The organism is Alphaproteobacteria bacterium, assembly GCA_040905865.1.
In the GTDB taxonomy this organism is placed as follows: Bacteria; Pseudomonadota; Alphaproteobacteria; order UBA8366.
Genome location: JBBDQU010000045.1, coordinates 1 through 26,435, shown reverse-complemented (window position 1 = coordinate 26,435; position 26,435 = coordinate 1). Strand labels below are relative to the sequence as shown.

Here is a 26,435-nt window from a genome sequence, read left to right as displayed (position 1 = left end):
GTCGGAATAAGGGCATTTCCTGACCCGGGAGGAAGGATGGCATGGCGCGTCCGCTGAGGATCGAATACGCAGGCGCCGTGTATCACATCATGGCGCGGGGCAATGGCGGCGACGCGGTGTTCCGCGACGATGACGACCGGGCGGAGTTCCTGTCGGTCCTGGGGGCTATGTGCGGCGAAGCGGGCTGGCGGGTGCTGTGCTATTGCCTGCTGGACAATCACCTCCACCTCGTCGCCGCGACGGATCGGCCGACCCTGTCGCGGGGCATGCGGCAATTGCTCGGCGTTTACAGCCAGCGCTTCAACCGCCGCCACTCGCGGCGCGGCCATCTGTTCCAGGGGCGCTACAAGGCGCTGCCGGTGGAAACATCGGCGTATCTGACACAGGTTTGCGCCTATGTGCTGCGCAACCCGGTCGAGGCCGGGCTGGCGAAGGCGGCGGCGGACTGGCCGTGGTCGTCCTACCGGTTCAACGCGGGGAAAGGGCGGGTGGCGTGGTTCGACCCGGCGCCGTTGTGGGATGAGCTGGGCGTGCGCCGGGGCCGGGCCGCCGGCATTGCCGCGCTGGCGGCGAAGGACGCGCCGGCGCCGGAAGCGCGGGGCCAGCTGTGCTATGGCGGGGATGATTTCGCGGCGGCGCTGAAGGCGAAGGCGGGACGGTTCAGCCCGGAACATCCGCGCGCCACGCTGGCCGCCCTGTCGCCGGAGATCGCGTGGTATGACGAGCGCTACCCCGAACGGGCGGAAGCGATGGCGCGGGCCTGCCGGGACGGCCATCACAGCCGCACGGCGGTGGCACGCTATTACGGCGTCTATCCCAGCACCGTCAGCCGCGCGGTGAAGGCTTTCGATGCACAAAGCAAGACCTGACCCCGAAGTCACAAATACCCCAGCACCGTCAGCCGCGCCGTGAAGGCTTTCAACGCACAGAACAAGACCTGACCCCGAAGTCACACACAAAGTCACATTCGTCGGGCATCGCGACGATGGCGGCGTCCAGCTCCGGGATCAGCTCAACCTGACCCCGTCCGGGTACTCACGCTGCGTACTGCACGCGCTTCACCTTGATTTCATCGGCACGTTCCATGGCGCGAGCGAGATCGTAGGCGGCCTGGAGCCGGTACCACGTTTCCGCGCCGCCACCGAAGGCCTTGTCGAGACGAATCGCCATCTCGGGTGAGATTCCGGAATGGCCGTTGACGATATCCGATACCTGCTTGCGACTGACGCCGAGACTTTTTGCAGCCTCGGTCACGCTGAGGCCCAACGGTACCAGACAATCGTGACGCACCGACAGTCCCGGATGCGGCGGATTCTTCATCGCCATGTCTTCGTCCTCCTAATGGTAGTCGACCAGATCCCCGTCGCAGGCATGAATGCCGTCGAAGCGGAAGATGATGCGCCAGTTGCCCGAGACGCTGACCGCCCAGAATCCCGCCAGATCGCCCTTCAGGGGATGAAAGCGGTATCCGGGCAGGTCCATGTTGGCGGGTTCAGTCGCCTCGTCCAGACGGGCAAGGATGCGCTCCACCTTATCGGCCTGCTCGGGCGACACGCGGCGCCGATTCCCCTTCTCGTATAGGAGCTTCAGCCCCTTGTGCCGAAAGCCGACGATCATGAGCGGAATGTAACCCGTCACTTATCATATTACAAGATCCGGAGTCAGATCTTATTTTGTGCGTATTGCCTGTCAAAATAAACAGTTCGCGTTTTTACCTGACGCTACCGCCCCTCGCCGCGTTTACCCGCCCCTCGCCGCGTTTACCCGCCCCGCGCCACGCGCTCCCTTAGCTGGAATTTCTGGATCTTGCCGCTGGCGGTGCGGGGCATTTCGTCGATGACTTCCAGGCGTTCCGGGAAATAGTTCTTCGCCATGTTCTTATCGGTCAGGTACGCGACCATTTCCTCGAACGTCAGCCCCTTCGCGTCCGGTTTCAGGGTGACGAAGGCGCAGGCGCGTTCGCCGAGGCGGTCGTCGGGCATGGCGACGATGGCGGCGTCCTGCACCGCCGGGTGGCGGTAGAGCAGTTCCTCGACCTCCACCACCGGGATGTTCTCGCCGCCGCGGATGATCACGTCCTTGCTGCGGCCGCTGATGCGGATATAGCCGTCGGCGCGCATGCGGGCGTTGTCGCCGGTATCGAACCAGCCGTCGGCGTCGGTGGCGAAAAGTTCCGGCCGTTTCAGGTAGCCGACGAAGTTGAACGCGCCGCGCACCTGCAGCCGTCCTTCGGTATCGGTCGGCACCGGGATGTCGTTGTCGTCGACGACCCGCACCTCCATGCCGTCCAGCGCCCCGCCGTCGGATTCGAATATCCGGTCCGGCGGATCGCTTGGCCGGGTCATGGCGGCGGCGCCGTTTTCGGTCATCCCCCAGCAGGCGACCACCGTGGCGCCCAGCCGGGCCTGCGCCCGTTCCACCAGCACGCGCGGGATCGGCGCGCCGGCGGTCAGGAATATCCGCAGGCTGCCCATGTCGCAGTCATCCACCGCCGGCGCATTGGCGAGGTCGGCGAGGAAGGGCGTCGACGCCATGCAGAAGGTGGCCCGCTCGTCCTGGACGATCCGCGCGGCCTTCGCCGGGTCCCACACATCCATCAGCACCGCCGTGGCGCCGAGGAAGACCGGCATCACCAGCCCGTAACCGAACCCGGTCAGATGGGCCAGCGGCGAGGGCATCAGGATGACATCGTCGGGCGTGAGTTCGATCCGTTCGACGAATTTCACCAGGTTGCCGATCAGCGTGTTCTGGTTATGCATCACCCCCTTGGGCTGGCCCGTGGTGCCGGAGGTGTAGAGCAGCAGCGAGACGTCGTTGGGGTCGGGTTTGCGGGCGGCGTATTCCGCATCCCGGTCGCGGGTGCTGTCCGGGAACAGGGACAGGAACGCCTCCGGCTCCGGCCCCTCGATGACGAAGACATGCCGCAGGTCCGGCGCATCGCCGCGCAGCGCGTCGATCATCGCCGGATAGTCGAAACCGCGATAGCGGCGCGGCACGAAGACCGCCTTCGCCCCGGCGAAGGGCAGCATGAAGGACAGTTCGCGCTGGCGGAAGATCGGCATCAGCGGGTTGGTGATCGCACCGATGCGGACGCAGGCGAGATGCAGGACCGCGAACTGCCAGTAGTTCGGCAGTTGCACCGACACCACATCGCCCGGTTCGATCCCGGTTTCGATCAACCCCAGCGCCACCCGGTCGACGAAGCGGCCGAGTTCCGCATAGGTGAACGAAACCCGCGTCGCCGCCTGGCTGTCATAGCCGATGACGGCGGCGCGGTCCGGATACGCCGCCACCGCCGCGTCGAAACAATCGGTGACGAGGCGATTCGGCCAGAGCCCGCTGCGCCGGAAATAATCGATGCGCGCGGGCGGCGTTTGCAGTTCGAAGGCCACGGCATTCCTCCCGAAATGTGCCCTTCCGGCGTAACCGCGTTTCGCGGCAAGCGGTTCCCTAAACGGGCGATTCCGGATCGAAGTTCGGCTTGCGCTTTTCCAGATGCGCCGCCAGCCCCTCGCGGACCTCGGAGCCGGCAAAGCCGAGCATTTCCAGCGCCGTAGAGGCATCGTAGGCCGGGCCCATCATGCGGTACCAGTTGTTGAGCGCATATTTGGTCCAGCGGATGGCGCTGGGCGGCCCGGCCACCAGCCGGTTCGCGACTTCCAGCGCCTTGTCCTGCAATTCGTCGTCCTCGACGCACATGGATACGAGGCCCAGCCTGTCGGCGGTTTCGCCGTCCACCGGTTCGCACAGCATCAGAAGGTATTTCGCCTTGGCCATGCCGCAGAGCAGCGGCCAGTTGATCACCGCGCAGTCACCCGCCGCGACGCCGAGGCGGGTATGCCCGTCGACGATCTTGGCGGCCTTGCCGGCGATGGATATATCCGCCAGCAGCGCCGCCACGAGGCCGGCGCCGACCGCGACGCCATTGATCGCGGAAATGATCGGCTTGTTGCAGTTGATGATGTTGTAGACGAGGTCGCGCGCTTCCTTCCACGCCTGGATGCGCTGCCTTTCGTCGTTCATATTGGCTTCGATCATGCCGAAATCGCCGCCGGACGAGAAGGCCTTGCCCTTGCCGGTGAGGATCACCGCGCTGATATCCGGGTCGTCGTCGATATCCCGCCAGATATAGGTGAACTGCTTGTGCCCCTCGGCATCCAGCGAATTATAGGTCTTCGGATTGTTCAGGGTGATCCGCAGCACGCGGTCCGCGGGGTAGTCGAACTCGAATTTCGTATATTTTGCGTAACGGTCGGACATTGTCGCTCCCTCCGGTGGAAATTGTTCTTTTATGCCGCAAATGCGTCGTCGCGGACGATTTCGTCCGCTCGGGATTTTCTTTTATTCAGTCGACCATGGTCAGGCCGCCGCTGACGCTGAGTACCTGCCCGGTCAGATAGTCCGACCGCCCGCTGGCGAAGAACAGGATCGCATCGGCGATTTCATGGGGCTGCGCCAGGCGTTTGAACGGAATGGCCTTGGTCAGCGCCTGCTGCATGCGTTCCGACTGCGCGGCGAACAGCGGCGTATCGGTCGGTCCCGGGCAGACGCAGTTCACGTTGATGCGGTGGCGGGCCATTTCCCGCGCCAGCGATTTCGTGAAGGCGATGACGCCGCCCTTGGCGCCCGCATACATGGTTTCGCCCATGCTGCCGACGCGCCCGGCGTCGCTCGACACATTGATGATCTTGCCGGCGTTCCGTTCGATCATGGGGTCGAGGAAGGAGCGCGTCACCTTGACCGGGCCCATCAGGTTGATGGCGACGATCTTGTCCCAGAAATCCTGCGTGTTTTCGACGAAGGGCTGGATGACGTCCCAGCCGGCGACATTCGCGACGATATCGATCTGCCCGCACTTCGCCAGCGCGGCATCGCGGAACGCGGCGATGGACGCGTCATCGGCGATATCGAGCCGGTGGAAGATCGCTTCCCCGCCCTTGGCCAGACCGACCGTTTCGGCGCCGCCTGCCTCGTTGATGTCGCCGAAAAAGACGCGGCCGCCCGCCTCGCAAAGGGTCTGCACCGTCGCCCGGCCGATGCCGGATGCGCCGCCGGTGACGACGATATTCTTGCCATCGAGTTTCATTTTTGCTTCCCTTCTGAATTCAGTCGTGTCCGGCCATCATGCGCGTGACCGTATAGGTGATCGGTGTTTCGCCCTTCTGGTTGACGATGTCGTTGCGGGTCGAGACGATTCCCCGGTTGCCCTTGCTGGTCGGCCGGATCGCCGTTACCTCGACCACACAGTGGATGGTGTCGCCAACGACGGTCGGGCCCTGCACCTTCAGGTTCGTTTCCAGCATGGCGAGGCCGGTATGCTGCATCGTCGACTGGGCGAGAATGCCCTCGATAAAACTGTAGCAGAGCGCGCCGGGCACGGGCCGCCCCCTGATCGCGGCGCCCTGTTCCTCGCCGAACGTATGGTCGGTGAAGATCACCTCCAGCAGCCCGGTCGCGTTGATGAAGTTCACCAGGTCGGTTTCCGTGATGGTCCGGTTGATCGTCCGGAATTTCTGGCCGACCGTGAGGTCGTTCCAGTACAGGCCCAGCCCGACATAGGGTATTTTTTCGGCACTCATTCCCCGGTTTCCTTTTCTCTCTTCGTATCGATGCGCGCCTGGACGTGGTCGAACACGCCAAAGCAGGTTTTCAGTTGTTCGTCCGTCAGTCCGGACAGCAATTCGCGCCGCAGGTCGCGGATATGCCTTTCGAGTTCGACGATAACGGGCGCCGCCTTTTCCGCCAGGTGGATTGTCTTGGCGCGCCGGTCGTCGGGATCGTTGTGGCGTTCAACCAGACCGTCCGCTTCCAGCCGGTCGAGCTGACGTACCAGCGTCGACCCGCGGATACCGACAATATCGGCCAGCGCATTCTGTTTCAATCCGTCGCCATGGCTGGCGAGATGATGCAGGATGAGTCCCCGCGCCTGGCTGAGCCCCAGCGGGCCGAGCCGGACATCGAGCGTATTGCGCCAGCGTTGCGCGGTCTCCGCGAGCCGCGCCGCAAAATTGTCGATGAGATCGTTCGCCCCCGATTCCATTCCGCATCGTCCGCCATTCAGACGGATGATGATAGGAGGCTAATAATTAGGTTGCAAACGAATTTGCCGCGCGGGCGAAGAATCGATCGCCATTAGCGCAGATGGCAGGCCACGACGTGACCGGGCGCGACTTCCTTCAGCAGCGGCGTTTCAACCCGGCAGCGTTCCTCCGCATAGGGGCATCGGGTGTGAAAATGGCAGCCCGACGGCGGGCTGATCGGGCTTGGCACGTCGCCCTGCAGGATTCTCTTGACCCGTTTGATCGTCGGGTCCGGAATGGGCACGGCGGACAGCAGCGCTTCGGTATAGGGATGACGCGGGCTGGTGAAGAGCGTCTTCTTGTCCGTGTATTCGACAATCCGGCCGAGATACATCACCGCGATGTAGTGGCTGATATGTTCCACGACCGCCAGGTCATGGGCGATGAACAGGTAGGAGAGGTTGAATTCCTTCTGGAGGTCCATCAGCAGATTGATGACCTGCGCCTGAATCGACACGTCGAGCGCCGACACCGGTTCATCGCCAACGATCAGCTTTGGATTATAGGCAAGGGCGCGCGCGATACCGATGCGCTGGCGCTGACCGCCGGAGAACTGGTGCGGGAAGGCTTCCATCTGCGCCCGGCGCAGGCCGACGCGGTCGAACAGCGCCGCCACATGGTCCTGCCGGTCCTTCGACGGAACGATGTCATGGATCTTCAGGGATTCGCCGACGATGTCGCCGGCGGACATGCGCGGATTCAGCGACGAGAACGGATCCTGGAAAATGATCTGCATGTCGCGGCGATAGGGCCGCAACTCGCTCTTGGGCATATGGGTAATGTCGGCGCCGTCGATCCTGATCGTGCCTTCCGTCGGCTCGACGAGCCGCAGCACCGTGCGGCCGACCGTCGTCTTGCCGCACCCGCTTTCGCCCACAAGACCCAGGGTTTCCCCCTGTTTGATGGCAAAACTGACGCCGTCGACGGCATACACCTTTCGCGTCGTACGGGACAGGATACCTGATTTGATCGGGAAATGCTTTTTCAGGCCGGTAACTTCCAGGACCGGCGCTGCGCCACCCGCCTGTGCAGCAACCGCTTCCGCGGCGGCAGTCGTCACGTCAGTCATTTTTTTCTCCATACAGACGGTCCGAATGCCAGCAGGCCGCCCAGTGGCCCGGCCGCTTTTCCTCATAGGGCGGATATTCGCCGGTGCATTTCTCGTCGGCAAACTTGCAGCGCGGGGCAAACGTGCATCCCGGCGGGAGGTCGCTCAGCGGCGGCACGATGCCGGGTATTTCCATCAGCCGTTCCTCGATATCGGAATCCCTGCCGCTCATGATCGCAAGATGCGGGACGGAGGCCAGAAGCCCGTGCGTATAGGGATGCAACGGCTCGCCGAACAGCGCCACCACGTCGGTTTCCTCGACCTTCCGGCCGGCATACATGACGATCACGCGCTGCGCGGTTTCCGCAATGACACCGAGATCATGGGTAATCAGCACCATCGCCGTGCCCAGTTTCTTCTGCAGTTCCAGCGTCAGGTCCAGGATCTGCGCCTGGATGGTGACGTCCAGCGCCGTCGTCGGCTCGTCGGCGATCAGCACTTTCGGGTTACAGGCCAGCGCCATGGCGATCATCACCCGCTGGCGCATGCCGCCGGAAAGCTGATGGGGGTATTCCTTCACCCGCTGCTCGGCTTCGGGGATCTTCACCAGCCGCAGCATCTCGGTCGAACGGGCCAGCGCCTCCGTCTTCGACATGCCCTGGTGCAGGATCAGCGCTTCGCTGATCTGGTGGCCGATGGTCAGCACCGGGTTCAGAGACGTCATCGGCTCCTGAAAAATCATGGAGATTTCGTTGCCGCGGATTTTCCGCATTTGCGTTTCGCTGAGGTCCAGCAGGTTGACCCCGTCCAGAACTACCTTGCCGCCCAGGATTCTGCCCGGCGGGTCCGGCACCAGCCGCATGAGCGAGAGCGCGGTAATGCTCTTGCCGCAACCGGATTCGCCGACGATGCCGAGCGTTTCCCCCTTGCGCAGGTAGAAGGAGACTCCGTCGACCGCCTTCACGACGCCCTGGCGGGTGAAGAAATACGTCTTCAGCCCCTCTACTTCCAGGGCAATCTCGTTGCTTTGCGGCGCCTCGACGGGAATTTCCCGGATGTCTGTTGCTGTCTCGTCCATGTTTCCACTGTCCAACGTTATTGTTTTATGTGGCAGGCAGGATTGCTGCGTTTGCGTTCAAAAAATGATCCGGCCACCGCCTAGCTGCGCTGCCTTGGATCGAGCATGTCGCGCAGCGCGTCACCCAGAAGATTGGTGCCGAACACCGCCGCGCTGATGGCGAGGCCGGGGAAGATGACCAGCCACGGCGCAACCCGCACGTATTCAGCGGCCGATTCGGACAGCATGCGCCCCCAGGACGGATGCGGCTCCGGCACGCCCAGCCCGAGGAAGGACAGGGAGGCTTCGACCAGGATCGCCGCGCCCAGCTGCGCCGTGCCGAGCACGATCAGCGGCGCCAGCGTATTGGGCAGGACGTGGCGGATGGCGACGCGCCATTCGCTCATCCCCCCGGCGCGGGCGGCCTCCACAAACGGCATTTCGCGCAGTGAAAGCGTACTGGACCGGACGACCCGCGCGATATTCGGCACGAGCGGTATGGAAATCGCGATTATCGTATTCTCCAGGGACGGCCCCAGCGACGCCGCCATGACCAGCGCCAGAACAAGCAGCGGCAGGGCCTGCATGATATCGATGAGCCGCTGCAGGATAAGATCGACCCAGCCCATCAGGTAGCCGGACATCAGCCCGATAACGATGCCGATAAAGCCCCCCAGCAGCGTCGATGCGATCCCCACGATCAGGGATATGCGTGCGCCGTGAACGATGCGGCTGTACATGTCGCGGCCCATCATGTCCGCGCCGAGGCTGTGTTCGGCGCTGGGCGGCGCGAGTGACGCCCCGGCATCCGTCGACAGGGGATCGTGTGTGGCGATGACGTCGGCGAATATGGCCGCCAGGACGAAAATCAGCACGATCAGGGCGCCGGCGGCGCCAAGCGGATAGCGGCGGCAAAAGTGAACGAAGGCATCCCAGCGGCTGTGCACATTGGCGCCGGCCCGGGTCAATTCCGCCTGATGCTCAATATTTACCATGATTCAGTCATCCTTGTTTCAGGTTGGCCGGGCTAGTCGGAATACTTGATACGCGGATCCAGCGACGCGTAGGCCATATCCACCAGGAAGTTGATCACCACCACAACGACCGCGATGAGCATCACCAGATTCTGCACGATCGGATAATCCCGCATCAGGATCGCCTCCACGAGGAAATGCGCCACGCCGGGGATGTTGAATACCGTTTCGGTGATGATCAGCCCGCCGATCAGGAACGCAGCCTCGATGCCGATGATTGTCAGAACCGGCAGCACCGCATTCTTGAGCGCGTGGTGGTAGTTGATCGAATTCTCCGACGCGCCCTTCGACCGTGCCGTCCGGATATAATCCTGCCGCATGACCTCCAGCATCGACGACCGCGTCAGGCGCATGATCAGCGCCGAACTTCGGAAGCCGACCGCCGCGGCGGGGATCGTGTACATCTTGAGTTCCTCCCACCAGCTGTCGGGCGTATCGGTATAGATGGGAATGCTGCCGAAATAGCTGACGAAGAACATCAGGATCAGCAGCGCCAGCCAGAAGGATGGCAGCGACAACCCGCTCAGGCTGACAACGCGCAGCGTATAATCCAGCGCCGTATCCTGCTTCACCGCGCTGATAACGCCGAGCGGCAGGCCGAACAGGACGGAAAAGAACAGCGAAAGCGCGGCGAGTTTGGCCGTGATCGGAATACGGGGGCCCAGTTCATCGATCGCCGGCATTTCGGAAACATAGGAAAAGCCCAGGTCCCAGCGCATCAGTCCGGTTATCCAGTGGAAATACTGTACCGGAATCGGCAGATCGAGGCCGAGTTCCCTTTCGATGTTGGCCTTTTCAGCCGGATCGACGAAGCCGGCCGAGTCGAACATGATATCGACGATGTTGCCCGGCATTAACCGGAGCATCACGAAAATGATGATCGAAATACCGATGAGCGTCAGCAGCATCAGCAGGAATCGCTTGACCAGATACGTACTCATCCGTCACCTCCAGCGGGTCAGGCATTCACCCGCATTCCTGTTCACCGGTCCGCCGCGCACGGCGGACCGGATTATCGTTATGTCACGGCGAGCGGTTTATCCGCCCTTTTGCCGTCGCCCGACATTACCTGTCGAGCCATACATCACTTGTCGAGCCATACATCCTCCATCCGCCAGTTGTTGTAGACGCCGTTCACATGGGTCACGAAGCCCTTCACATAAGGGTGGAAGCAGTTACCCGCCTTGTTGTGCTGGATAAGCGGGCGCGCAGCGTCTTCCTGGAGCTTCTTGTCGATTTCCCACACCAGCTTGCGGCGCTCGTCCTGGTCTTCCATCATCGACTGCTTGACAAACAGCGCGTCGATTTCCTTGTCGCAATAGCCGGTATAGTTCCGCTGTGAACCACAGGAATAGTTCTCAAAGAAGTTCACGTCCGGATCGTCGACCCCCGTCCCGGTGAGGTTGAGGCCCACCTGGTAATCCTTCCGGGCCACCTTGGCGTGCCAGTTGCTGGTCTCGACCGTATCCAGCGTCGCGTCGATGTAGATTTCCTTCAGGTGATCGATCAGAATCACCGCCGGGTCGCGATAGGTCGCGATGTTCCGGGTCGCAACCTGGATCTTCAGCGTGTTTTCCGGGCCGTAGCCGAGACCCTTCATGATCTTGCGCGCTTCTTCGCGGTTACCGGCAACATCCGGATCATAGCCGGCAACGGTCTTCATGTATTCCGGTGTCCAGCCCCAGCCGCCATGCGGCGGCGGCAGCAGCGCGCCGCCGATATAGGCTTCACCCTGGCTGAGAATATCGACAAACGCCTGACGGTCGATGGTCAGGACCATCGCCCTGCGGATATCCGCATTGTCGAACGGCGGCGCATCGCGGTTCACGATCAGGTTCGTGCTCACATTTGTCGCAACCATCTCGCAGATCGCATCCGGCGCCTGCGATTGAATGTCCTTCAGCATCGGCACCTGGACGTCGGTGTTGTAGGTCATGTCGAACTTGCCGGCGATAAAGGCCAGCACCCTGGTCGAACGGCTCTTGATGATCGTCCAGTCGATGCCGTCAAGGTATGGCCGGCCCTCTTTCCAGTAGTTCTCGTTCCTGACGAACTTCACGCTTTCGTTCTGCTTCAGTTCGACGAACTTGAACGGTCCCGTTCCAATCGGCGCTGTCCGCATCTTGGCCGGCGGCACGTGGCACGGATAGACCGGCGAATAGCCGGCGGCCAGCAGCGCGATAAACGCAGGCTGAATGCGTTTCAGATGGAACGTGGCCTTCAGATCGCCGTCAACCGTTACCTGTTCGAGATTCGTATACCAGGATTTGCGCGGGTTCTTGCGCAGCTTGACCTTGCCCTCCCCGAGGATCAGATCCCAGGTGCATTTGACATCCTTTGCCGTGAACGGCTTGCCGTCATGCCATTTCACGCCGTCCCGCAGGTTGAAGGTCAGTTTTGTCTTGTCGTCGTTCCAGGACCAGTCCGTCGCCAGATCGGGGACAATCGTGTCCAGGCTCTCCTTGGCGATGGCATTGTCGAACATGACCAGATTATTGAAGACACCCATATACGGTGACGACGTCGAATGTGACGCCTCTTCGTGGATCGACCCGCTTGGCGGGGTATCCCGATGGTAAATTTTCAGTGTGCCGCCACTTTTCTGGGCCATCGCCATCGACGCAACCAGCGTCACGGCCAGCGCCGATGAAACGGCCACAGTCCTGCGCATAATATTGTTCATTGTTTTCCCCCGCTTAACCCTGCCGCATGGATAATGTCCAGATGGCTCAATAGCCTTGACCCATCTCCATGCGACCGAAGCATCGAGTATGCGCGATCCCCACCGGCGTGCCAAGCGCTACATGGTTTTCCAGGCCGGCGACAGTCCGGGCACGGCAAAGTCGGATACACCCGCATGGTATTCAGGTTGCCTTAGGTCCACTTTTCCGGACGCAAAAGACCGGGTGCCCGGGGCGCTCCGGGTGCCCGGCCCAATCAGCAGGGCGGCGCCGGCGCAATGCGCCGGGCCGCGCAGTACGTGTTAACGGTCAAGCCAGACGTCTTCCATCCGCCAGTTGTTGTAGATGCTGTTCACGTGGGTCACGAAGCCCTTCACATAGGGGTGGAAACAGTTGGCCCCCTTGTTGTGCGCAATAATCGGCCGCGCGCCGTCTTCCTGCAATTTCCGGTCGATCTCCCAAACCAGCTTCCGCCGCGCGTCCTGGTCTTCCATCATCGACTGCTGTTCGAACAGCTTTTCCAGTTCCGGGTTGCAGTATCCGGTATAGTTACGTTGCGATCCGCACGAATAGTTTTCATAGAAATTGGTATCCGGATCGTCGACGCCGGACCCGGTCAGGTTCAGTCCGACCATATAATCCTTGCGGGCCACCTTGGCATGCCAGTTGCTGGTCTCCACCGTATCAAGGGTTCCGTCGATATAGATTTCCTTCAGGTGATCGATCAGGATGACGGCCGGATCGCGATACGTCGCGATATTTCGCGTCGCGACATTGACGGCCAGCCGGTTATCCGGCCCGTAACCGAGCTTTTCCATGATCTTGCGCGCTCTGGCGCGGTTATTCGCAACATCCGGATTGTAGCCCGCGACCGTCGCCATGTATTCGGGCGTCCATCCCCATCCCCCATTGGGGGGCGGCAACATGGCGCCGCCGATAATAGTTTCGCCATGACCGAGAATGTCGACGAATGCCTGGCGGTCGATCGTCAGGACCATCGCCTTGCGTATTTCCGGATTGTCGAAGGGGGGATTGTCGCGATTGACAATCAGATTGGTGGACACGTTTGTCGCCACCATTTCACATACGGCATCGGGCGCCTGTTTCTTGACATCCTTCAGCAGCGGCACCGTGATATCCACATTGAAGGTCAGGTCGAATTCGCCTGCGATAAACGCCAGAACCCGGGTCGAGCGGCTCTTGATGATTGTCCAGTCAACGCCATCGAGATATGGCTTGCCCTCTTTCCAGTAATTTTCATTCTTTGCGAACTTCACGCTTTCATTCTGCTTCAGTTCGACGAACTTGAATGGCCCGGTACCGATTGGGGTCGTCCGCATCGTCCGCGGCGATACATGGCACGGGTATACCGGCGAGTATCCGGAGGCGAGCAACGCGATGAACGCCGGCTGCTTGCGCTTCAGGTGAAACGTCGCTTCCCGTTCGCCGTTCACCGTGACCTTTTCGAGATTCTTGTACCAGGACTTGCGCGGGTTCTTGCGCAGTTTGGTCTTTCCGGCATCCAGGATCATATCCCAGGTGCATTTGACGTCGGCCGCCGTAAAGGGCTTGCCGTCATGCCATTGCACGCCCTCCTGCAACGTGAACGTCAGTTGCGTCTTGTCGTCATTCCACGACCAGCTTGTCGCAAGGTCGGGTACGATTGTATCGAGGCTTTCCTTCGCTACCTGCTGGTCGAACAGGACCAGATTGTTGAAGACCCCCATATAGGGCGATACGGTGGAATTGGTCGCCTCCTCGTGGATCGATCCGCTGGGTGGCGTCCCGCGGTGGTAGACTTTAAGAATACCGCCGCTTTTCTGGGCCATCGCTGCCTGTGCCGCCAGCGTAATTGCCAGCACAGACGCAACAGCCGCCGCTGTACGTATTGTAGACGACATGAATCTAACTCCCTGTAGTTCGTCATCGCCGGGAATTTCATGCGACTCATTCCGCAATGTCCCGGTCCGGATTTTCTGATGGCGAGCGTTTCAAGGATTATGTTTGATGCATTCCCGCATGCCAAGTTATTTATTCCCGTTGGGAATAAGTCTTTGTCTTACAAGGAATGAATCGGCGGCGAAGATAGCCGAAATGTCGGCATCGGCCCTCCCAATCCACGTCGACGGGATACAATGCCTCGGTCAACCCACTGCTTTTGGTGGTATTTACCCATACGGATACAAAAAACCGGCGCCGAAGCACCGGTTCCATGTGCCGGAATCCGGAACGGAGAACACTCCGTTCCGGGCAGCCGGTCAGTCGTCTACTTGTCCAGCCAGGCGTCTTCCATGCGCCAGCCGTTATACATGCTGTTCACATGGGTTGTGAGACCCTTGACGTGGGGATGCCAGCAATTGCCCCACTTGAAGTGGAAGATGATCGGACGGGCGCCATCGAGCTGCAGCTTCTTGTCGATTTCCCAGACCAGTTTCCGGCGCTCTTCCTGGTCGGTCATCATCGACTGCTTCTCGAAGAGCTTTTCCAGTTCCGGATTGCAATAGCCCGTGTAGTTCCGCTGCGACCCGCATGCATAGTTTTCGTAGAACATCGCGTCCGGATCGTCCACGCCCGACGCGGTAAGGTTGAGCCCGACCTGATAATCCTTTCGGGCCACCGTGCTGAACCAGTTGCTCGTTTCAATCACGTCCAGCGTGCCATCGATATAGATTTCCTTCAGATGGTCGATCAGGATCACCGCCGGATCGCGATACGTGGCGTTGTTGCGGGTCGAAACCTTGATGGAAAGCCTGTTGTTCGGCCCGTAGCCGAGCTTTTCCATAATCTTGCGGGCCTCCGCCCGGTTCGCGGCGACATCCTTGCCGTACCCCGGCAGCGTCCGCAGCATCTCCTCCGGCATGCCCCAATTGCCGGTTGGCGGCGGCAGCATTGCGCCCCCGTCCTTGTGCTCGCCCTCGCCGAGGATCGTGTTGTAGGCGTCACGATCGATGGTCAGCGCCATGGCCGTGCGGATATCCGCATTGTCGAAGGGCGGCTTGTCGCGATTGACGATCAGGTTCGCCGCACCGCCCGTGGTCGTGAGGTCGCATTGCGCGTTGGGGTTCTCGCGGGCAAGCTCGCGGAGCGACGGCGTCGGCAGGTCATGCGTGAACGTCATATCGAATTCGCCGGCCGTAAACGCCAGCATCCGGGTTGCGCGGCTCTTGATAATCGTCCAGTGGACGCCATCGAGATGCGGCTTGCCGGGTTTCCAGTACTCCTCGTTTTTCGTGAATACGATCCGTTCGTTCTGCTTCAGTTCGACGAACTTGAACGGGCCCGTGCCGATCGGCGCGGTCCGCATTTTGGCCGGCGGCACGTGGCAGGGGTAAACCGGCGAGTAGCCGGAAGCCAGCAGCGCGATGAATGCCGGCTGGGTGCGGTTCAGATGGAAGGTGGCCTGATAATCGTTGTCGACCGTGACTTCTTTCAGGTTGGTGTACCATGCCTTGCGCGGGTTCTTGCGCAATTTGGCCTGGCCCTTGTCCTGAAGAAGGTCCCAGGTACACTTGACGTCGGCTGCCGTAAACGGCTTGCCGTCGTGCCATTTCACACCCTCGCGCAGCTTGAAGGTAAGGGCCGTCTTGTCCGCGTTCCACGACCATTCCGTCGCGAGGTCGGGCACGATCGTATCCATGCTCTCCTTGGCAATGCCCTGATCGTACATCACCAGATTGTTATAGACGCCCATGTACGGCGACGTCGTGGAGTTGGTCGCCTCCTCGTGGATCGACCCGCTGGGCGGTGTGTCCCGGTGATACATCCTGAGGATACCACCGTCCTTTTGCGCCATCGCCGCCTGCGCGACGAGACCCATTGCAACCGCCGACGCAATGCCGACGACTGTCCTGATACTTCGATTCATGCCTAGCCTCCCGTTGCTAAAAGCCGGATTCCGATTTTTTTGATCGTTAAGCAGAAATCTGCCGCTGGAATTCCGGACTGTTGTGCTTGTCAGACCTGAGTATCTGTTCCCCTGCTTCTGGTTATTTTCCCGGGCGGATAACACTCGCCGCCCCTCATTCCGCAGGAAACAGTTCGCTGCGTCGTTACGATCTTTGAACATCGGCACGCGAGCGTCAACCGCCATCTTATTGAAACAGGGTCTAAAATTGCCCGGAGAACCGCCGCTGACGCCGAATGTCAGGGTCCGCAGCCATAACGGCGGCACCGTCATTGCCTGTCTATCGCGCCGTCCAGCCGCCGTCGACCATGATGGAGGCGCCGCGCACCGCCGCGCCGGCCTCGCTGCACAGATAGCCGAGCGCGCCCGCCACCTCCTCGACCGTGATGAAGCGTTTCATCGGCTGGTGGTACGGCATTTTCGTTTCGACAAAGGCGTCCACCGCTTCTTCCTTCGGCAGGCCGCGCTGGGCCGCGAACGTGTCGATCCGGTGTTCGCTCAGATTGCTGCGGACCGAACCGGGGCAGATGGCGTTGCAGGTGACGCCGGTTTCGACGGTTTCAATGGCGACCACTTTCGTCAGCCCCAGGATCGCATGCTTGCTGGCCGTGTAGCAGGACAGTTCCGGCGTGCCGACATGGGCGTTGACCGACGCGGTATTGACGATCCGGCCCCAGTTGCGGGCCTTCATCTGCGGCAGCACGGTGCGGATAGCCAGGAACGCCGCCGTGACATTCACCGCGAGCATCTGGCGCCAGATATCGACGGGAAAATCCTCGACGAACGCGCGATGCTGCATGCCGGCATTGTTGACCAGGATATCGACCTTGCCGAGCCGCGCATCCGCATCGCCGATCATGGCGACGACTTCGTCCGCATTGCGCAGGTCGGCGCCATTATAGACGACCTGTACGCCGAATTCGTTTTCCAGCGCCGCCCTGGTGGCCTCGATTTCGGCGGCATCGCCGAGCCCGTTCAGCATGATGGCGCAACCTTCCTTCGCCAGCACCTTCGCGTAACCCAGCCCGATGCCACCTATCGATCCGGTGATAACCGCGCTTTTCCCCGCAAGACTTCCCGCCATGATATTTTTTCCCCCGTTACGCGTTAATATAGTGTCCGTCACGCCAGACCGACTCATCGAATACGATCCAGACCAAGACGAACACTCTAATCGGATGGTGCTCAATTGGGCATGAAATTAAACCGGACAGCAGTGGACTTGATCCGAGTATCCATGCCGGAACGTATCTCGATCACGACGCGTCACATGCGCTAAGCTTCCCGGCACAACCAACCGGGAGGAAGCACCATGGGCAGGCTTGACGGCAAGGTCGCGCTGATCAGCGGCGGGTCGCGCGGGCAGGGCGCGGCGGAAGTGCGGCGCTTTACCGAAGAAGGCGCGAAAGTCGTGTTCGGCGACATTGCGGATTCCGACGGCGAAGCCATCGCCGCCGAAATGACGGCGATGGACCGGGAGGCGGTGTACGTCCACCTGGACGTGACCCGCGAGGCGGACTGGAAAAAGGCGGTGGACCTTGCCGTCAGCCGCTTCGGCCGGCTGGATATCCTGATCAACAACGCCGCCATCGTCATTCCCAGGGTCGCCATCGAGGACCGCACGGTCGAGGAATGGGACCGGGTCATCAATGTCAATGTGAAGGGCGTGTTCCTGGGCACGAAATACGCCATCCCCGCCATGCGCGCGGCCGGCGGCGGCGCCATCGTCAATATTTCATCGGTCGCCGGGCTGGGCCAGTCCAGCCACCAGGAACCGGCCTACGCGACCAGCAAGGGCGCGATCCGCATCTTCTCCAAGGTCACGGCGACGCAGCATGCCGACGACAATATCCGCTGCAATTCGGTGCATCCCGGGCCGGTCGACACGGAAATGTTCCGCGCCGCCTTCCCCGATCCGCAGGCGCTGAAGGCGCGGCTGAACCGCGTGCCGATGAAACGGGCCGGGACCATCGGGGAGATCGTCAACGGCGTGCTGTTCCTGGCCTCGGACGAGGCCGCCTATATCACCGGCACCGAACTGGTGATCGACGGCGGCGCGATGAGCATGTGACGCGACAGGCCGGCACCTCCGCGCGGCATTATCCCAGCAATCGCGCCTCGGCGCGGACCAGGGCGACGAAGCGCTGTGCGGCGGCGGAATGGTCGGTGGCGCGGCAGGCGAGCCGGATGGGGGCGACGAGACGGGGCGTATCGGCAAGCGGGCGGTAGGCGATGCCGCCCAGCCGCATGCCGCACAGCGATTCCGGCACGATGGTCACGCCCAGCCCCGCCGCGACGAGGTTGAGCGTCGCGACGATACGCGGCGCTTCCTGTTCGATCCGCGGCATGAACCCCGCCGCGTGGCAGGCGCCGGTGATGGCATCATACAGGCCGGGGCCCGATGACCGGCGGTAGAGCACAAAGGGTTCGCTCGCGAGCTCGGCCAGCGGCAGCGGCGCATCGTCGCCACCGGTTGCAAGCGCGTGATCCCCGGGCAGCGCCGCGAACATCCGTTCCTCGAACAGTTCATGGACGGCAAGGCCTTCGCCATCGGGTACCGGCGAGCGGATGAACCCGGCATCGAGCCGTTCCGTCCGCAGGGCATCGACAAGGTCGCTGGTGCCGCTTTCCTCCAGCGCCAGCGACACCAGCGGATACCGTTCCCGGAACAGGCGGATCACATGCTGCACGAAGGGATGAAACGGAGCCGAACTGGTGAAGCCGATGACGAGCCGCCCCTGTTCGCCCCGCGCGGTGCGCTTCGCCCTGCCCAGCGCCCGTTCGACCTGCGCCAGGATCGCCTGCGCATCGCCGAGAAGGCCGCGCCCGGCCTCGGTCAGTTCGACCCCGCGCGGCTTGCGCCGGAACAGTTGCAGTTCCAGTTCGTCCTCCAGCGCCCGAATCGACTGGCTGAGCGGCGGCTGCTGCATACCCAGTCGGGCGGCCGCCCGGGTGATATGGCCTTCCTCGGCGACGGCGACAAAATGGCGAAGGTGACGAAGGTCCATATCATATATATTTCATATGAATATCGGCATAAACATATATTTGGATAATGAGCGCGGCAAGGCTAATCTCCCTGTCAACGGGCTGGTACCGACAATGAGAGGAGAGGCAATACGATGGCTGCAGGGGAAACCACGGTGAAGATGGTCGCCGGAACCTATGAGAAATCGGCGGCGAACCTGGCGTGGGTCCGGACGCGCCTCGGACGGCCATTGACGCTTTCCGAAAAGCTGCTGCTGGGCCACCTTGATGACCCGGAGACCAGCGAACTGATCCCCGGCCGGAGCTTCCTGTCCCTGCGGCCGGACCGGGTGGCGTTCCAGGATGTGCTGGGCCAGTCGGGTATGCTGCAATTCATGCAGACCGGGCTGGACCGCGTGGCGGTGCCGACATCGATCCATTGCGACCACCTGATCGTCGCGCAAAACGGGGCGGAAGACGATCTGCGCGACTCGCTGGGCGAAAGCCGGGAGGTCTATGATTTCCTGCGCACGGCGGCCGCCCACTATGGGCTGGGGTTCTGGGAACCCGGCGCCGGGATCATCCATCAGGTCATCCTGGAAAATTACGCCTTTCCGGGCGGGCTGGTCATCGGCACGGATTCGCACACGCCGAACGGCAGCGGGCTGGGCGGATGCGCCGTCGGAGTGGGCGGCGCCGATGCGGTCGAGGTGATGTCCGGCCTGCCCTGGGAAGTCCGCTACCCGCGCCGCATCGCGATTGTCCTGACCGGAACGATGGACGGATGGACCGCGCCGAAGGATGTCATCCTGTGGGTCGCGGGGCAGCTTGGCGTCGCCGGGGGCACGAACGCGGTGGTCGAGTATATCGGTCCCGGCGCCAGAACGATCAGCGCCACGGGCAAGGCGACGATCACGAACATGGGGGCGGAACTGGGTGCGACAAGCTCGGTCTTTCCCTATGACGACCGCATGGCGGCCTATCTGGAGGCGACCGGACGGGCGGAGATCGCATCCCTCGCCCGCGCCAACATGGCGTTGCTGGAACCGGACCCGGAATGCGAGGCGGACCCCCAATCCCATTACGATGTCGTCCTAGAACTCGATCTCACGACGCTGGAGCCGCATGTGGTCGGGCCCCATTCGCCGGACCGGGCCCGGCCCCTTTCGGCACTCGCGGCGGAAGTATCGGACGGCGGCAACGGGTTCGTCGACACGATCTCGACGGCGCTGATCGGCAGTTGCACGAATTCGTCCTACGAGGATATGAGCCGGACCGCCGACATTGCCGCCCAGGCCAATGCGCGGGGCGTCAGGGTCGCGGCGCCGCTGCTGATCACCCCCGGTTCGGACCGGGTCCGCGCGACCATCGCGCGCGACGGCCAGATGCGCATCCTGGAAGATGTCGGCGGCACGGTGCTGGCCAATGCCTGCGGTCCCTGTATCGGGCAATGGCGGCGCGCCATGAACGGCGAGCCCGCGCCGAACACGATCCTGACGTCGTACAATCGCAATTTTCCGGCCCGGAATGACGGCCAGCCGGGCACCATGAACTTCATCGCCAGCCCGGAAATCGTGATGGCGCTGGCGCTGGCAGGGCGGCTGTCCTTCGACCCCCGGCGGGACACCCTGACGGGCGCGGACGGGAAACCGTTCCGCCTGCAAGCGCCCGGCCCGGCGCCCGAAGTGCCGGAATCCGGCTTTGAAAAAGGCGACTACAGCTATATCGCGCCGCCGGCGGACGGCGGCTCTATACAGCCGGCCATAGACCCCGACAGCAACCGCCTGCAGATACTGCACCCATGGCCGGCCTGGGACGGCGCGGATTATACCGACATGCCGGTGCTGGCCAAGGCGACGGGCAAGACGACAACCGACCAGATTTCGCCGGCGGGTCCGTGGCTCCGCTTTCGGGGGCATCTCGACAAATGCAGCGACAACATGCTGTCCGGCGTCGTCAACGCCTATAGCGGCGAAAGAGGCGCCGGCTTGAACCTGCTGACCGGGAAAATCGGACAGGAATTTTCTCAAATCGCGCGATACTACAAGTCGCTAAACATCCGCTGGGCGGTCATCGGCGATACCAATTATGGCGAAGGCAGCAGCCGGGAACACGCCGCCCTGTCCCCGCGCCTGCTGGGCGGCGCCGCCGTGATCGCCCGAAGCTTCGCCCGCATTCACGAAACCAACCTCAAAAAGCAGGGGATTCTGGCCCTGACCTTTACCGACCCGGGCGATTACGACCGCATCCGCGAGGACGACCGGATCAGCCTGACCGGCCTGTCCGGCCTGGCGCCGGGAAAACCCGTGACCTGCGCGGTCAGCCATGCGGACGGGACCACGGAATCCCTCTCGCTCAGCCATTCCTATACCGACGCGCAACTCGCCTGGTTCCGCGCCGGTTCCGCGCTCAACGTGCTGCGCGCGGCGGCCTGACCGGCGGTGGCGGGAGGGGTTGCGGCAGGCTCACCCCTCCGTCATTCTGCCGCGAAATATTCAGCAAGGAAGCCGCCCGTGAACGACGACCGCTACCCCGCCTGCCAGGGACCGGACCCCGAACCGACCCGCGTAAAATTCAGTATTCCGCCGGGCGCCATCGACAGCCACGCCCATATCTTCGGCACGGAACCGCACTATCCCTGGTCGACCGGGCGCGGCTATACGCCGCCCGAAGCGACCCTCGACTCCTATCTGGCATTGCACAAGGCACTGGGCGGAATCGACCGCGCCGTGCTGACCCAGCCCAGCGTCTACGGCACGGACAATTCGTGCATGCTGGACGTGGTCGACCGCATGAACGGCAAGTTCCGCGCCGTCGTCGCCGTCGATGCCGGCGTGACTGACCGGCAACTGGAAGAATACCACGCGCGGGGCGCGCGCGGGGCGCGGGTCAATATCGTGGACAAGGGCGGTAACCCCTTCGCCGATATCAGCGCGGTGCGCGCCTTCACCGAGCGGCTGAAGCCGCTGGGATGGCACCTGGAACTGCTGGTTCATGTCCATGAATTCCCGGACCTGCGCGCCACCTTCAACAGCATGGCCGTGCCGGTCTCCTTCGGCCATCTGGGCTACATGAAAACCGACAACGGCGTCGACCATCCCGGCTTTCGCGAATTCCTCGACCTGTTGCGGGACGGCAATGCCTGGGTCAAGCTGACGGGGACCTATCGCATCACGGTGCGCGACCGCACGCCCTATGACGATATCACGCCCTTCGCGCAGGCGCTGATCGCGGCCAATGCGGACCGCGTGGTCTGGGGCACCGACTGGCCGCATCCGGCAATCAAGGGGATCATGCCCAATGACGGCGCGCTGATGGACCACCTCGCCGACTGGGCGCCGGACGAGGCGGTGCGGCGCAAGATCCTGGTGGACAACGCGGAGGCGTTGTACGGGTTCTAGAGGCGCTTGAAGGACACGGATTCGCCGCCTACCATTCGTGCATTCCGACGAGGGGGGAAAAGCGTGTCCGAAGAACCCGTAGACGTCCTGATCATCGGCGCCGGTGCGTCCGGCGATGCGGGGCCGGTCGCCGCCGTGACGGCGCAATGCTATTACCGCGACGACCGGGTGATGCAATCCATCGGCATGGAACCGCAAGACAGACACCGCGTAGGGAGAAACCGGCCATGAGCGACGACATGAATGACGTGCTGTGCAACCGCACGAAACAGCGCCTCGATTCCGGCGGCATGTCGCTGATGATGTCGGTCCGGGCGTCGAAATCGGTGGACACCGTCTTCGCGCTGCAGGCGGCCGTGGCGCAGAAAATGGCGGGATAGGCGTACCGCCGGCACGAGATGCACCATGGATCCCGCATCAAGTGCGGGATGACAGTAGTTGGGCGTGCGGGATGACGGTTGGCCGTGCGGGATGACAGTTGGGCGTGCGGGATGACGGTGCGTGGGTTGGGCTAAGCGTGAAACCGCTATCGCTGTCATCCCGCACTTGATGCGGGATCCAGTCGCGGCAGCGCCGCGACCTGCCCGGAGCCCGGCCTACAGCGGGATCGCCAGCAGCGTGTCGATGCGGTCGCTGTCCAGCACCACGATCCGTTCCGTGAAACGGTATTCCGGGCCGGAAATGTCGATCCTGTCCAGGTACCGGCCCGTCGCGAACAGCGTCGTTTCGCCGGTCTGCATGATGCGCGCGGCGATGAAGGGGGCGTGCGCCAGCGCCGTGCCGTCTTCCACGCCCTTCAGCCGCACCTGCCCGATCACGTGGCGGTAGCGGTGCGGTTCGAACAGATTGGCGTTGCGGATCGTGAAGACGCGGTCGAGCAGCATGCCCTTCGTTGCCGCGTACATGACGCCCTGGCGCATCCCCGCCTCGTGCGCCGCGCGGTAATGCTTCCAGAAGCCGCGGATCGCCGCCTCGCTGGCGCGGAATTTCTGCGATTGCGCCTCGTGCCCGCCCATCATGACGATGCCGGCGCCGTCGTCATTATAGTGCAGCGCGCGGTCCCTGGCGCGGATCGACGGGGACTCGACGACGCGGCGATAAAAAGGCACCCTGCGGGAATCGCCGGGCCGGCCATCCGGGCGCTGTTCCCGGCGCCGGCCGCTCTGCTCCGAACTGAACAATATTCGAGGAATGATTATGCGACCGAACAAGATCAGGCAGATGTGGCGTGACGGCAAACCGACGACCCTGGGCTGGCTTTCCATCGCGCACGGGTTCTCGGCCGAGCTCATGGCGCGGCAGGGCTTCGATGCGCTGTGCGTCGACCTGCAGCACGGCACCTCGGAACTGGGCGACATCCTGCCGATGCTGCAGGCGATCTCGCAGACCGAGACGACCCCCATCGTGCGCGTCGCCTGGAACGACCCGGCGGCGATCATGAAGGCGCTGGACCTCGGCGCCTATGGCGTCATCGTGCCGCTGGTCAACAATGCGGCGGAAGCCGCGAAAGCGGTGGCCGCGTGCCGCTACATGCCGGTCGGCATGCGGTCCTCGGGGCCGGTGCGCGCCGCGCATTACGGCGGCGCCAATTACTTCGAGGAAGCCAATGACGAGATCATCGTCATGGCGATGATCGAAACGCAGGAAGGCCTCGCCAACCTGGACGCCATCTGCGCCACGCCGGGGCTTGACGCGGTCTATATCGGGCCGGCCGACCTGTCCTACGCGCTGGGCATGCCGCCGCGCGCCGACAACCCGGATCCGACCCATCTCGCCACCTGCGACAAAATCCTCGCGGCGGCGCACAAGGCCGGCATCAAATGCGTCATGCATTGCGCCGGGGCGGAATTCGCGGCGGGCGCGATCGAGCGCGGCTTCGACATGGTGATGCTGACCTCCGACATGAACTGCATGATCGCCGGCGCGCGCCAGCAGCTCGACGCGTTCAGGGCCAAGGTCGGCTGAGATACCGGCGGCGGCGGGACAATTCGCACCTCCCGCCGCCCTTGAAAACGCCGCGACCGTCAGGCACGTTTCCCGAACGCCATAACGAGGACAGGACGGGGAGATTTTTCGATGGATGTACGCGCCGCAGTCGCCCGGCAGGCCGGAAAGCCGCTGACAATCGAAACGGTTCAGCTGGAAGGACCGAAGGCCGGCGAGGTGCTGGTCGAGATCAGGGCCACCGGGATCTGCCACACCGACGAATTCACCCTGTCCGGCGCCGACCCGGAAGGTATCTTCCCCGCCATCCTGGGGCATGAGGGCGCGGGCGTGGTCGTCGATACCGGGCCGGGCGTCACCGGCCTGAAGAAGGGCGACCACGTCATCCCGCTGTACACGCCGGAATGCCGGCAGTGCGAATACTGCACCAGCGGCAAGACCAACCTGTGCCAGGCGATCCGCGTGACCCAGGGCCAGGGGGTGATGCCGGACGGCACCAGCCGGTTTTCCATCGGCGGCGAGAAAATCTTCCATTACATGGGCACCTCGACCTTCGCCAATTACACGGTGCTGCCGGAAATCGCGCTGGCGAAAATCCGCGAGGACGCGCCCTTCGACAAGGTCTGCTATATCGGCTGCGGCGTCACCACCGGCATCGGCGCGGTGATCAACACCGCCAGGGTGGAGCCGGGGGCGAATGTGGTGATCTTCGGGCTGGGCGGTATCGGGCTGAACGTGGTGCAGGGCGCGCGGATCGCCGGGGCGGACATGATCGTCGGCGTCGACCTGAACCCGAACCGCAAGGCACTGGCGGAACAGTTCGGCATGACCCATTTCGTCAACCCGTCGGAGGTCGGCGGCGACCTGGTTCCCTATCTGGTCGACCTGACGAAGGGCGGCGCGGATTATTCCTTCGAATGCATCGGCAATGTGAGCGTGATGCGCCAGGCGCTGGAATGCTGCCACAAGGGCTGGGGCGTTTCGGTGATCATCGGCGTCGCGCCGGCGGGAGCGGAAATTTCAACGCGCCCGTTCCAGCTCGTCACCGGGCGGCAGTGGAAGGGCACGGCCTTCGGCGGCGCGCGCGGCCGCACCGACGTGCCGAAGATCGTCGACTGGTACATGAACGGCAAGATCGAGATCGACCCGATGATCACCCACGTCCTCGCCCTCGAGGAGATCAACAGGGGCTTCGAGCTCATGGACGCCGGCGAGAGCATCCGCTCGGTGGTTCTCTACTGATGGCGCTCGAGACGGTTTCCAGCGTCCGCAGCCATGGCGGCACGCAGGGCGTCTATCGCCATGCCTCGGCGGCGACCGACCGCTCCCTCCTGAGCGTCCCGGATGCCCCAAAGCGTCGCCCCGCTGCACCGCCCGCTGCATCGGCAGCCGCTGCTGCAGGGCGCCCGCTACGCCTCGACGACCTGTTCGACTTCGACTGAGGTCGGCAGGCGCCAAGGGTAATATGCCTTCATAGCACCTTGGCACTGCCGGGCCCCGCCGGCCCCGCTTCCCGCATCTACTTCAGCGCCCTCGCGGTCGTCATCCTCACTTCCATGGGCAGGAAGCCGTCCACCACAAACGCCTGCCACTGCTCGCAGACATCGCGCTCCAAGGCCTCGCGCTGGGTCGCGTCAGCTTGGGCCGCCGCTTCGGCGAGCGGTGTGCTGAAGACATACTGCCACAGGAAATCTGCTGGTGGCGGCAGGCGAAGGTGCTTGCGCTTCGCTTCCACGGCGACGGTTTGGAAGCCGGCGCTGCGCATCAGTTCCTTGATCTCGTCGACGTCGTGCATCGAGAACACCCGCTCTCCGAAAGCGGCGGCTTGCGGGCCGAAATGATGGGCCAGTGCCTCGGTCAGGATCGCGAACAGGGGCGGCTTCGGTCCGGGTACGCTGACGAGGACCCGTCCGCCAGTCGCCAGGACGCGCCGCATTTCGCGAAACGCGGTGAGCTTGCCAGTGACGAACTGCAGTCCCATCTGGCAAAGCACCACGTCGAATGCACTATCCGGAAACGGTAGCGACTCGGCGTCCGCCTGCCGCCAGTTCACGGCCATGCCGGAGGGGGTCGTGGCACCGGCCACCGCCAGCATCCCCGGGTGTATGTCGAGGCCGGTCACCGAACCGGCGGCGCCGACCTGCTCCGCCGCCAGCCGCGTCACCACCCCGGTGCCGCAGGCGACATCGAGCACGCGCTCCGCCGGTTGCAGGCCGGCGCTGGCGATGAGGTCCTCCGCCACAGGCGCGCCAATGGCGGGGACGAAGAAACGTTGGTAGTTCTCGGCGGGGTTTGCACCGAAGGTCTTGCCGTAGACTT

Annotated in this window: 27 protein-coding genes; 9 read left to right on the top strand and 18 right to left on the bottom strand. The window is 63.0% G+C overall.

What is annotated here, in order from left to right; genetic code table 11:
* Positions 1–41: 41 nt before the first annotated feature.
* Positions 42–869: a transposase gene (locus WD767_08945; protein ID MEX2616209.1), complete on the top strand. Its 828-nt coding sequence runs from the start codon at positions 42–44 to the stop codon at positions 867–869.
* Positions 870–1,035: 166 nt separating this feature from the next.
* On the opposite strand, the gene WD767_08940 is transcribed toward WD767_08945, so the two are convergent.
* The 15 genes from WD767_08940 to WD767_08870 form a co-directional block, all read right to left on the bottom strand.
* Positions 1,036–1,326, bottom strand: coding sequence for a HigA family addiction module antitoxin (locus WD767_08940; GenBank protein MEX2616208.1), 291 nt, complete (start codon positions 1,324–1,326; stop codon positions 1,036–1,038).
* A gap of 12 nt (positions 1,327–1,338) precedes the next feature.
* The gene (locus tag WD767_08935; protein MEX2616207.1) at positions 1,339–1,617 is read right to left on the bottom strand and encodes a type II toxin-antitoxin system RelE/ParE family toxin; all 279 of its coding nucleotides are present in this window, start codon (positions 1,615–1,617) and stop codon (positions 1,339–1,341) included.
* Positions 1,618–1,760: 143 nt separating this feature from the next.
* The gene (locus tag WD767_08930; GenBank protein ID MEX2616206.1) at positions 1,761–3,392 is read right to left on the bottom strand and encodes an AMP-binding protein; all 1,632 of its coding nucleotides are present in this window, start codon (positions 3,390–3,392) and stop codon (positions 1,761–1,763) included.
* Between the two features lie 58 nt (positions 3,393–3,450).
* Entirely contained in the window at positions 3,451–4,260 is an 810-nt protein-coding gene (locus WD767_08925) for an enoyl-CoA hydratase/isomerase family protein (GenBank protein MEX2616205.1), read from the bottom strand.
* A gap of 85 nt (positions 4,261–4,345) precedes the next feature.
* Positions 4,346–5,086 carry an SDR family oxidoreductase gene (locus tag WD767_08920; GenBank protein MEX2616204.1) on the bottom strand — a complete coding sequence of 247 codons (741 nt, stop codon included), beginning with the start codon at positions 5,084–5,086 and terminating at the stop codon, positions 4,346–4,348.
* 19 nt (positions 5,087–5,105) lie between these two features.
* Positions 5,106–5,579 (bottom strand): MaoC family dehydratase N-terminal domain-containing protein, encoded by a 474-nt coding sequence (locus WD767_08915; GenBank protein ID MEX2616203.1) that lies wholly within the window; start codon positions 5,577–5,579, stop codon positions 5,106–5,108.
* A complete protein-coding gene (locus WD767_08910; protein ID MEX2616202.1) occupies positions 5,576–6,040 on the bottom strand; it encodes a MarR family transcriptional regulator in 465 nt (154 codons plus the stop codon). Before WD767_08910 ends, WD767_08915 begins: the two co-directional genes overlap by 4 nt.
* Positions 6,041–6,132: 92 nt before the next feature.
* Entirely contained in the window at positions 6,133–7,149 is a 1,017-nt protein-coding gene (locus WD767_08905) for a dipeptide ABC transporter ATP-binding protein (protein ID MEX2616201.1), read from the bottom strand.
* Positions 7,142–8,206, bottom strand: a complete 1,065-nt coding sequence (locus WD767_08900) for an ABC transporter ATP-binding protein (GenBank protein ID MEX2616200.1) — start codon at positions 8,204–8,206, stop codon at positions 7,142–7,144. Before WD767_08900 ends, WD767_08905 begins: the two co-directional genes overlap by 8 nt.
* Positions 8,207–8,286: 80 nt before the next feature.
* Positions 8,287–9,180 carry an ABC transporter permease gene (locus WD767_08895; GenBank protein MEX2616199.1) on the bottom strand — a complete coding sequence of 298 codons (894 nt, stop codon included), beginning with the start codon at positions 9,178–9,180 and terminating at the stop codon, positions 8,287–8,289.
* Between the two features lie 32 nt (positions 9,181–9,212).
* The gene (locus WD767_08890; protein ID MEX2616198.1) at positions 9,213–10,160 is read right to left on the bottom strand and encodes an ABC transporter permease; all 948 of its coding nucleotides are present in this window, start codon (positions 10,158–10,160) and stop codon (positions 9,213–9,215) included.
* Positions 10,161–10,303: 143 nt separating this feature from the next.
* Positions 10,304–11,902 carry an ABC transporter substrate-binding protein gene (locus WD767_08885; GenBank protein ID MEX2616197.1) on the bottom strand — a complete coding sequence of 533 codons (1,599 nt, stop codon included), beginning with the start codon at positions 11,900–11,902 and terminating at the stop codon, positions 10,304–10,306.
* Positions 11,903–12,202: 300 nt separating this feature from the next.
* A complete protein-coding gene (locus tag WD767_08880) occupies positions 12,203–13,801 on the bottom strand; it encodes an ABC transporter substrate-binding protein (protein MEX2616196.1) in 1,599 nt (532 codons plus the stop codon).
* A 365-nt stretch (positions 13,802–14,166) separates the two neighbouring features.
* Positions 14,167–15,765, bottom strand: a complete 1,599-nt coding sequence (locus tag WD767_08875) for an ABC transporter substrate-binding protein (GenBank protein ID MEX2616195.1) — start codon at positions 15,763–15,765, stop codon at positions 14,167–14,169.
* A 319-nt stretch (positions 15,766–16,084) separates the two neighbouring features.
* Entirely contained in the window at positions 16,085–16,888 is an 804-nt protein-coding gene (locus WD767_08870) for a 3-hydroxybutyrate dehydrogenase (GenBank protein ID MEX2616194.1), read from the bottom strand.
* Positions 16,889–17,116: 228 nt separating this feature from the next.
* Between WD767_08870 and WD767_08865 the strand changes: the two genes are divergently transcribed.
* The gene (locus WD767_08865) at positions 17,117–17,875 is read left to right on the top strand and encodes a glucose 1-dehydrogenase (GenBank protein MEX2616193.1); all 759 of its coding nucleotides are present in this window, start codon (positions 17,117–17,119) and stop codon (positions 17,873–17,875) included.
* A gap of 28 nt (positions 17,876–17,903) precedes the next feature.
* On the opposite strand, the gene WD767_08860 is transcribed toward WD767_08865, so the two are convergent.
* Positions 17,904–18,812 (bottom strand): LysR family transcriptional regulator, encoded by a 909-nt coding sequence (locus WD767_08860; protein MEX2616192.1) that lies wholly within the window; start codon positions 18,810–18,812, stop codon positions 17,904–17,906.
* Positions 18,813–18,926: 114 nt separating this feature from the next.
* Here WD767_08860 and WD767_08855 point away from each other — a divergent pair, with 114 nt between their 5' ends.
* The 4 genes from WD767_08855 to WD767_08840 all read left to right on the top strand — a co-directional run bounded on the left by WD767_08855 (position 18,927) and on the right by WD767_08840 (position 22,552).
* Positions 18,927–21,206: an aconitate hydratase gene (locus WD767_08855; protein ID MEX2616191.1), complete on the top strand. Its 2,280-nt coding sequence runs from the start codon at positions 18,927–18,929 to the stop codon at positions 21,204–21,206.
* A 78-nt stretch (positions 21,207–21,284) separates the two neighbouring features.
* Positions 21,285–22,172, top strand: a complete 888-nt coding sequence (locus WD767_08850) for an amidohydrolase family protein (protein MEX2616190.1) — start codon at positions 21,285–21,287, stop codon at positions 22,170–22,172.
* A 63-nt stretch (positions 22,173–22,235) separates the two neighbouring features.
* The gene (locus tag WD767_08845) at positions 22,236–22,403 is read left to right on the top strand and encodes a hypothetical protein (GenBank protein MEX2616189.1); all 168 of its coding nucleotides are present in this window, start codon (positions 22,236–22,238) and stop codon (positions 22,401–22,403) included.
* A complete protein-coding gene (locus WD767_08840; GenBank protein ID MEX2616188.1) occupies positions 22,400–22,552 on the top strand; it encodes a hypothetical protein in 153 nt (50 codons plus the stop codon). Before WD767_08845 ends, WD767_08840 begins: the two co-directional genes overlap by 4 nt.
* 216 nt (positions 22,553–22,768) lie before the next feature.
* On the opposite strand, the gene WD767_08835 is transcribed toward WD767_08840, so the two are convergent.
* On the bottom strand, positions 22,769–23,281 hold the full coding sequence (locus tag WD767_08835; protein ID MEX2616187.1) for an aromatic-ring-hydroxylating dioxygenase subunit beta: 513 nt from the start codon (positions 23,279–23,281) through the stop codon (positions 22,769–22,771).
* Positions 23,282–23,369: 88 nt separating this feature from the next.
* Between WD767_08835 and WD767_08830 the strand changes: the two genes are divergently transcribed.
* The 3 genes from WD767_08830 (at position 23,370) to WD767_08820 (ending at position 25,558) form a co-directional block, all read left to right on the top strand.
* The gene (locus tag WD767_08830; protein MEX2616186.1) at positions 23,370–24,137 is read left to right on the top strand and encodes an aldolase/citrate lyase family protein; all 768 of its coding nucleotides are present in this window, start codon (positions 23,370–23,372) and stop codon (positions 24,135–24,137) included.
* 111 nt (positions 24,138–24,248) lie between these two features.
* Positions 24,249–25,358, top strand: coding sequence for an S-(hydroxymethyl)glutathione dehydrogenase/class III alcohol dehydrogenase (locus WD767_08825; GenBank protein ID MEX2616185.1), 1,110 nt, complete (start codon positions 24,249–24,251; stop codon positions 25,356–25,358).
* A complete protein-coding gene (locus WD767_08820) occupies positions 25,358–25,558 on the top strand; it encodes a hypothetical protein (protein MEX2616184.1) in 201 nt (66 codons plus the stop codon). Before WD767_08825 ends, WD767_08820 begins: the two co-directional genes overlap by 1 nt.
* 77 nt (positions 25,559–25,635) lie before the next feature.
* On the opposite strand, the gene WD767_08815 is transcribed toward WD767_08820, so the two are convergent.
* The coding region (locus WD767_08815; GenBank protein ID MEX2616183.1) for a methyltransferase domain-containing protein at positions 25,636–26,435 on the bottom strand (800 nt) is incomplete at its 5' end.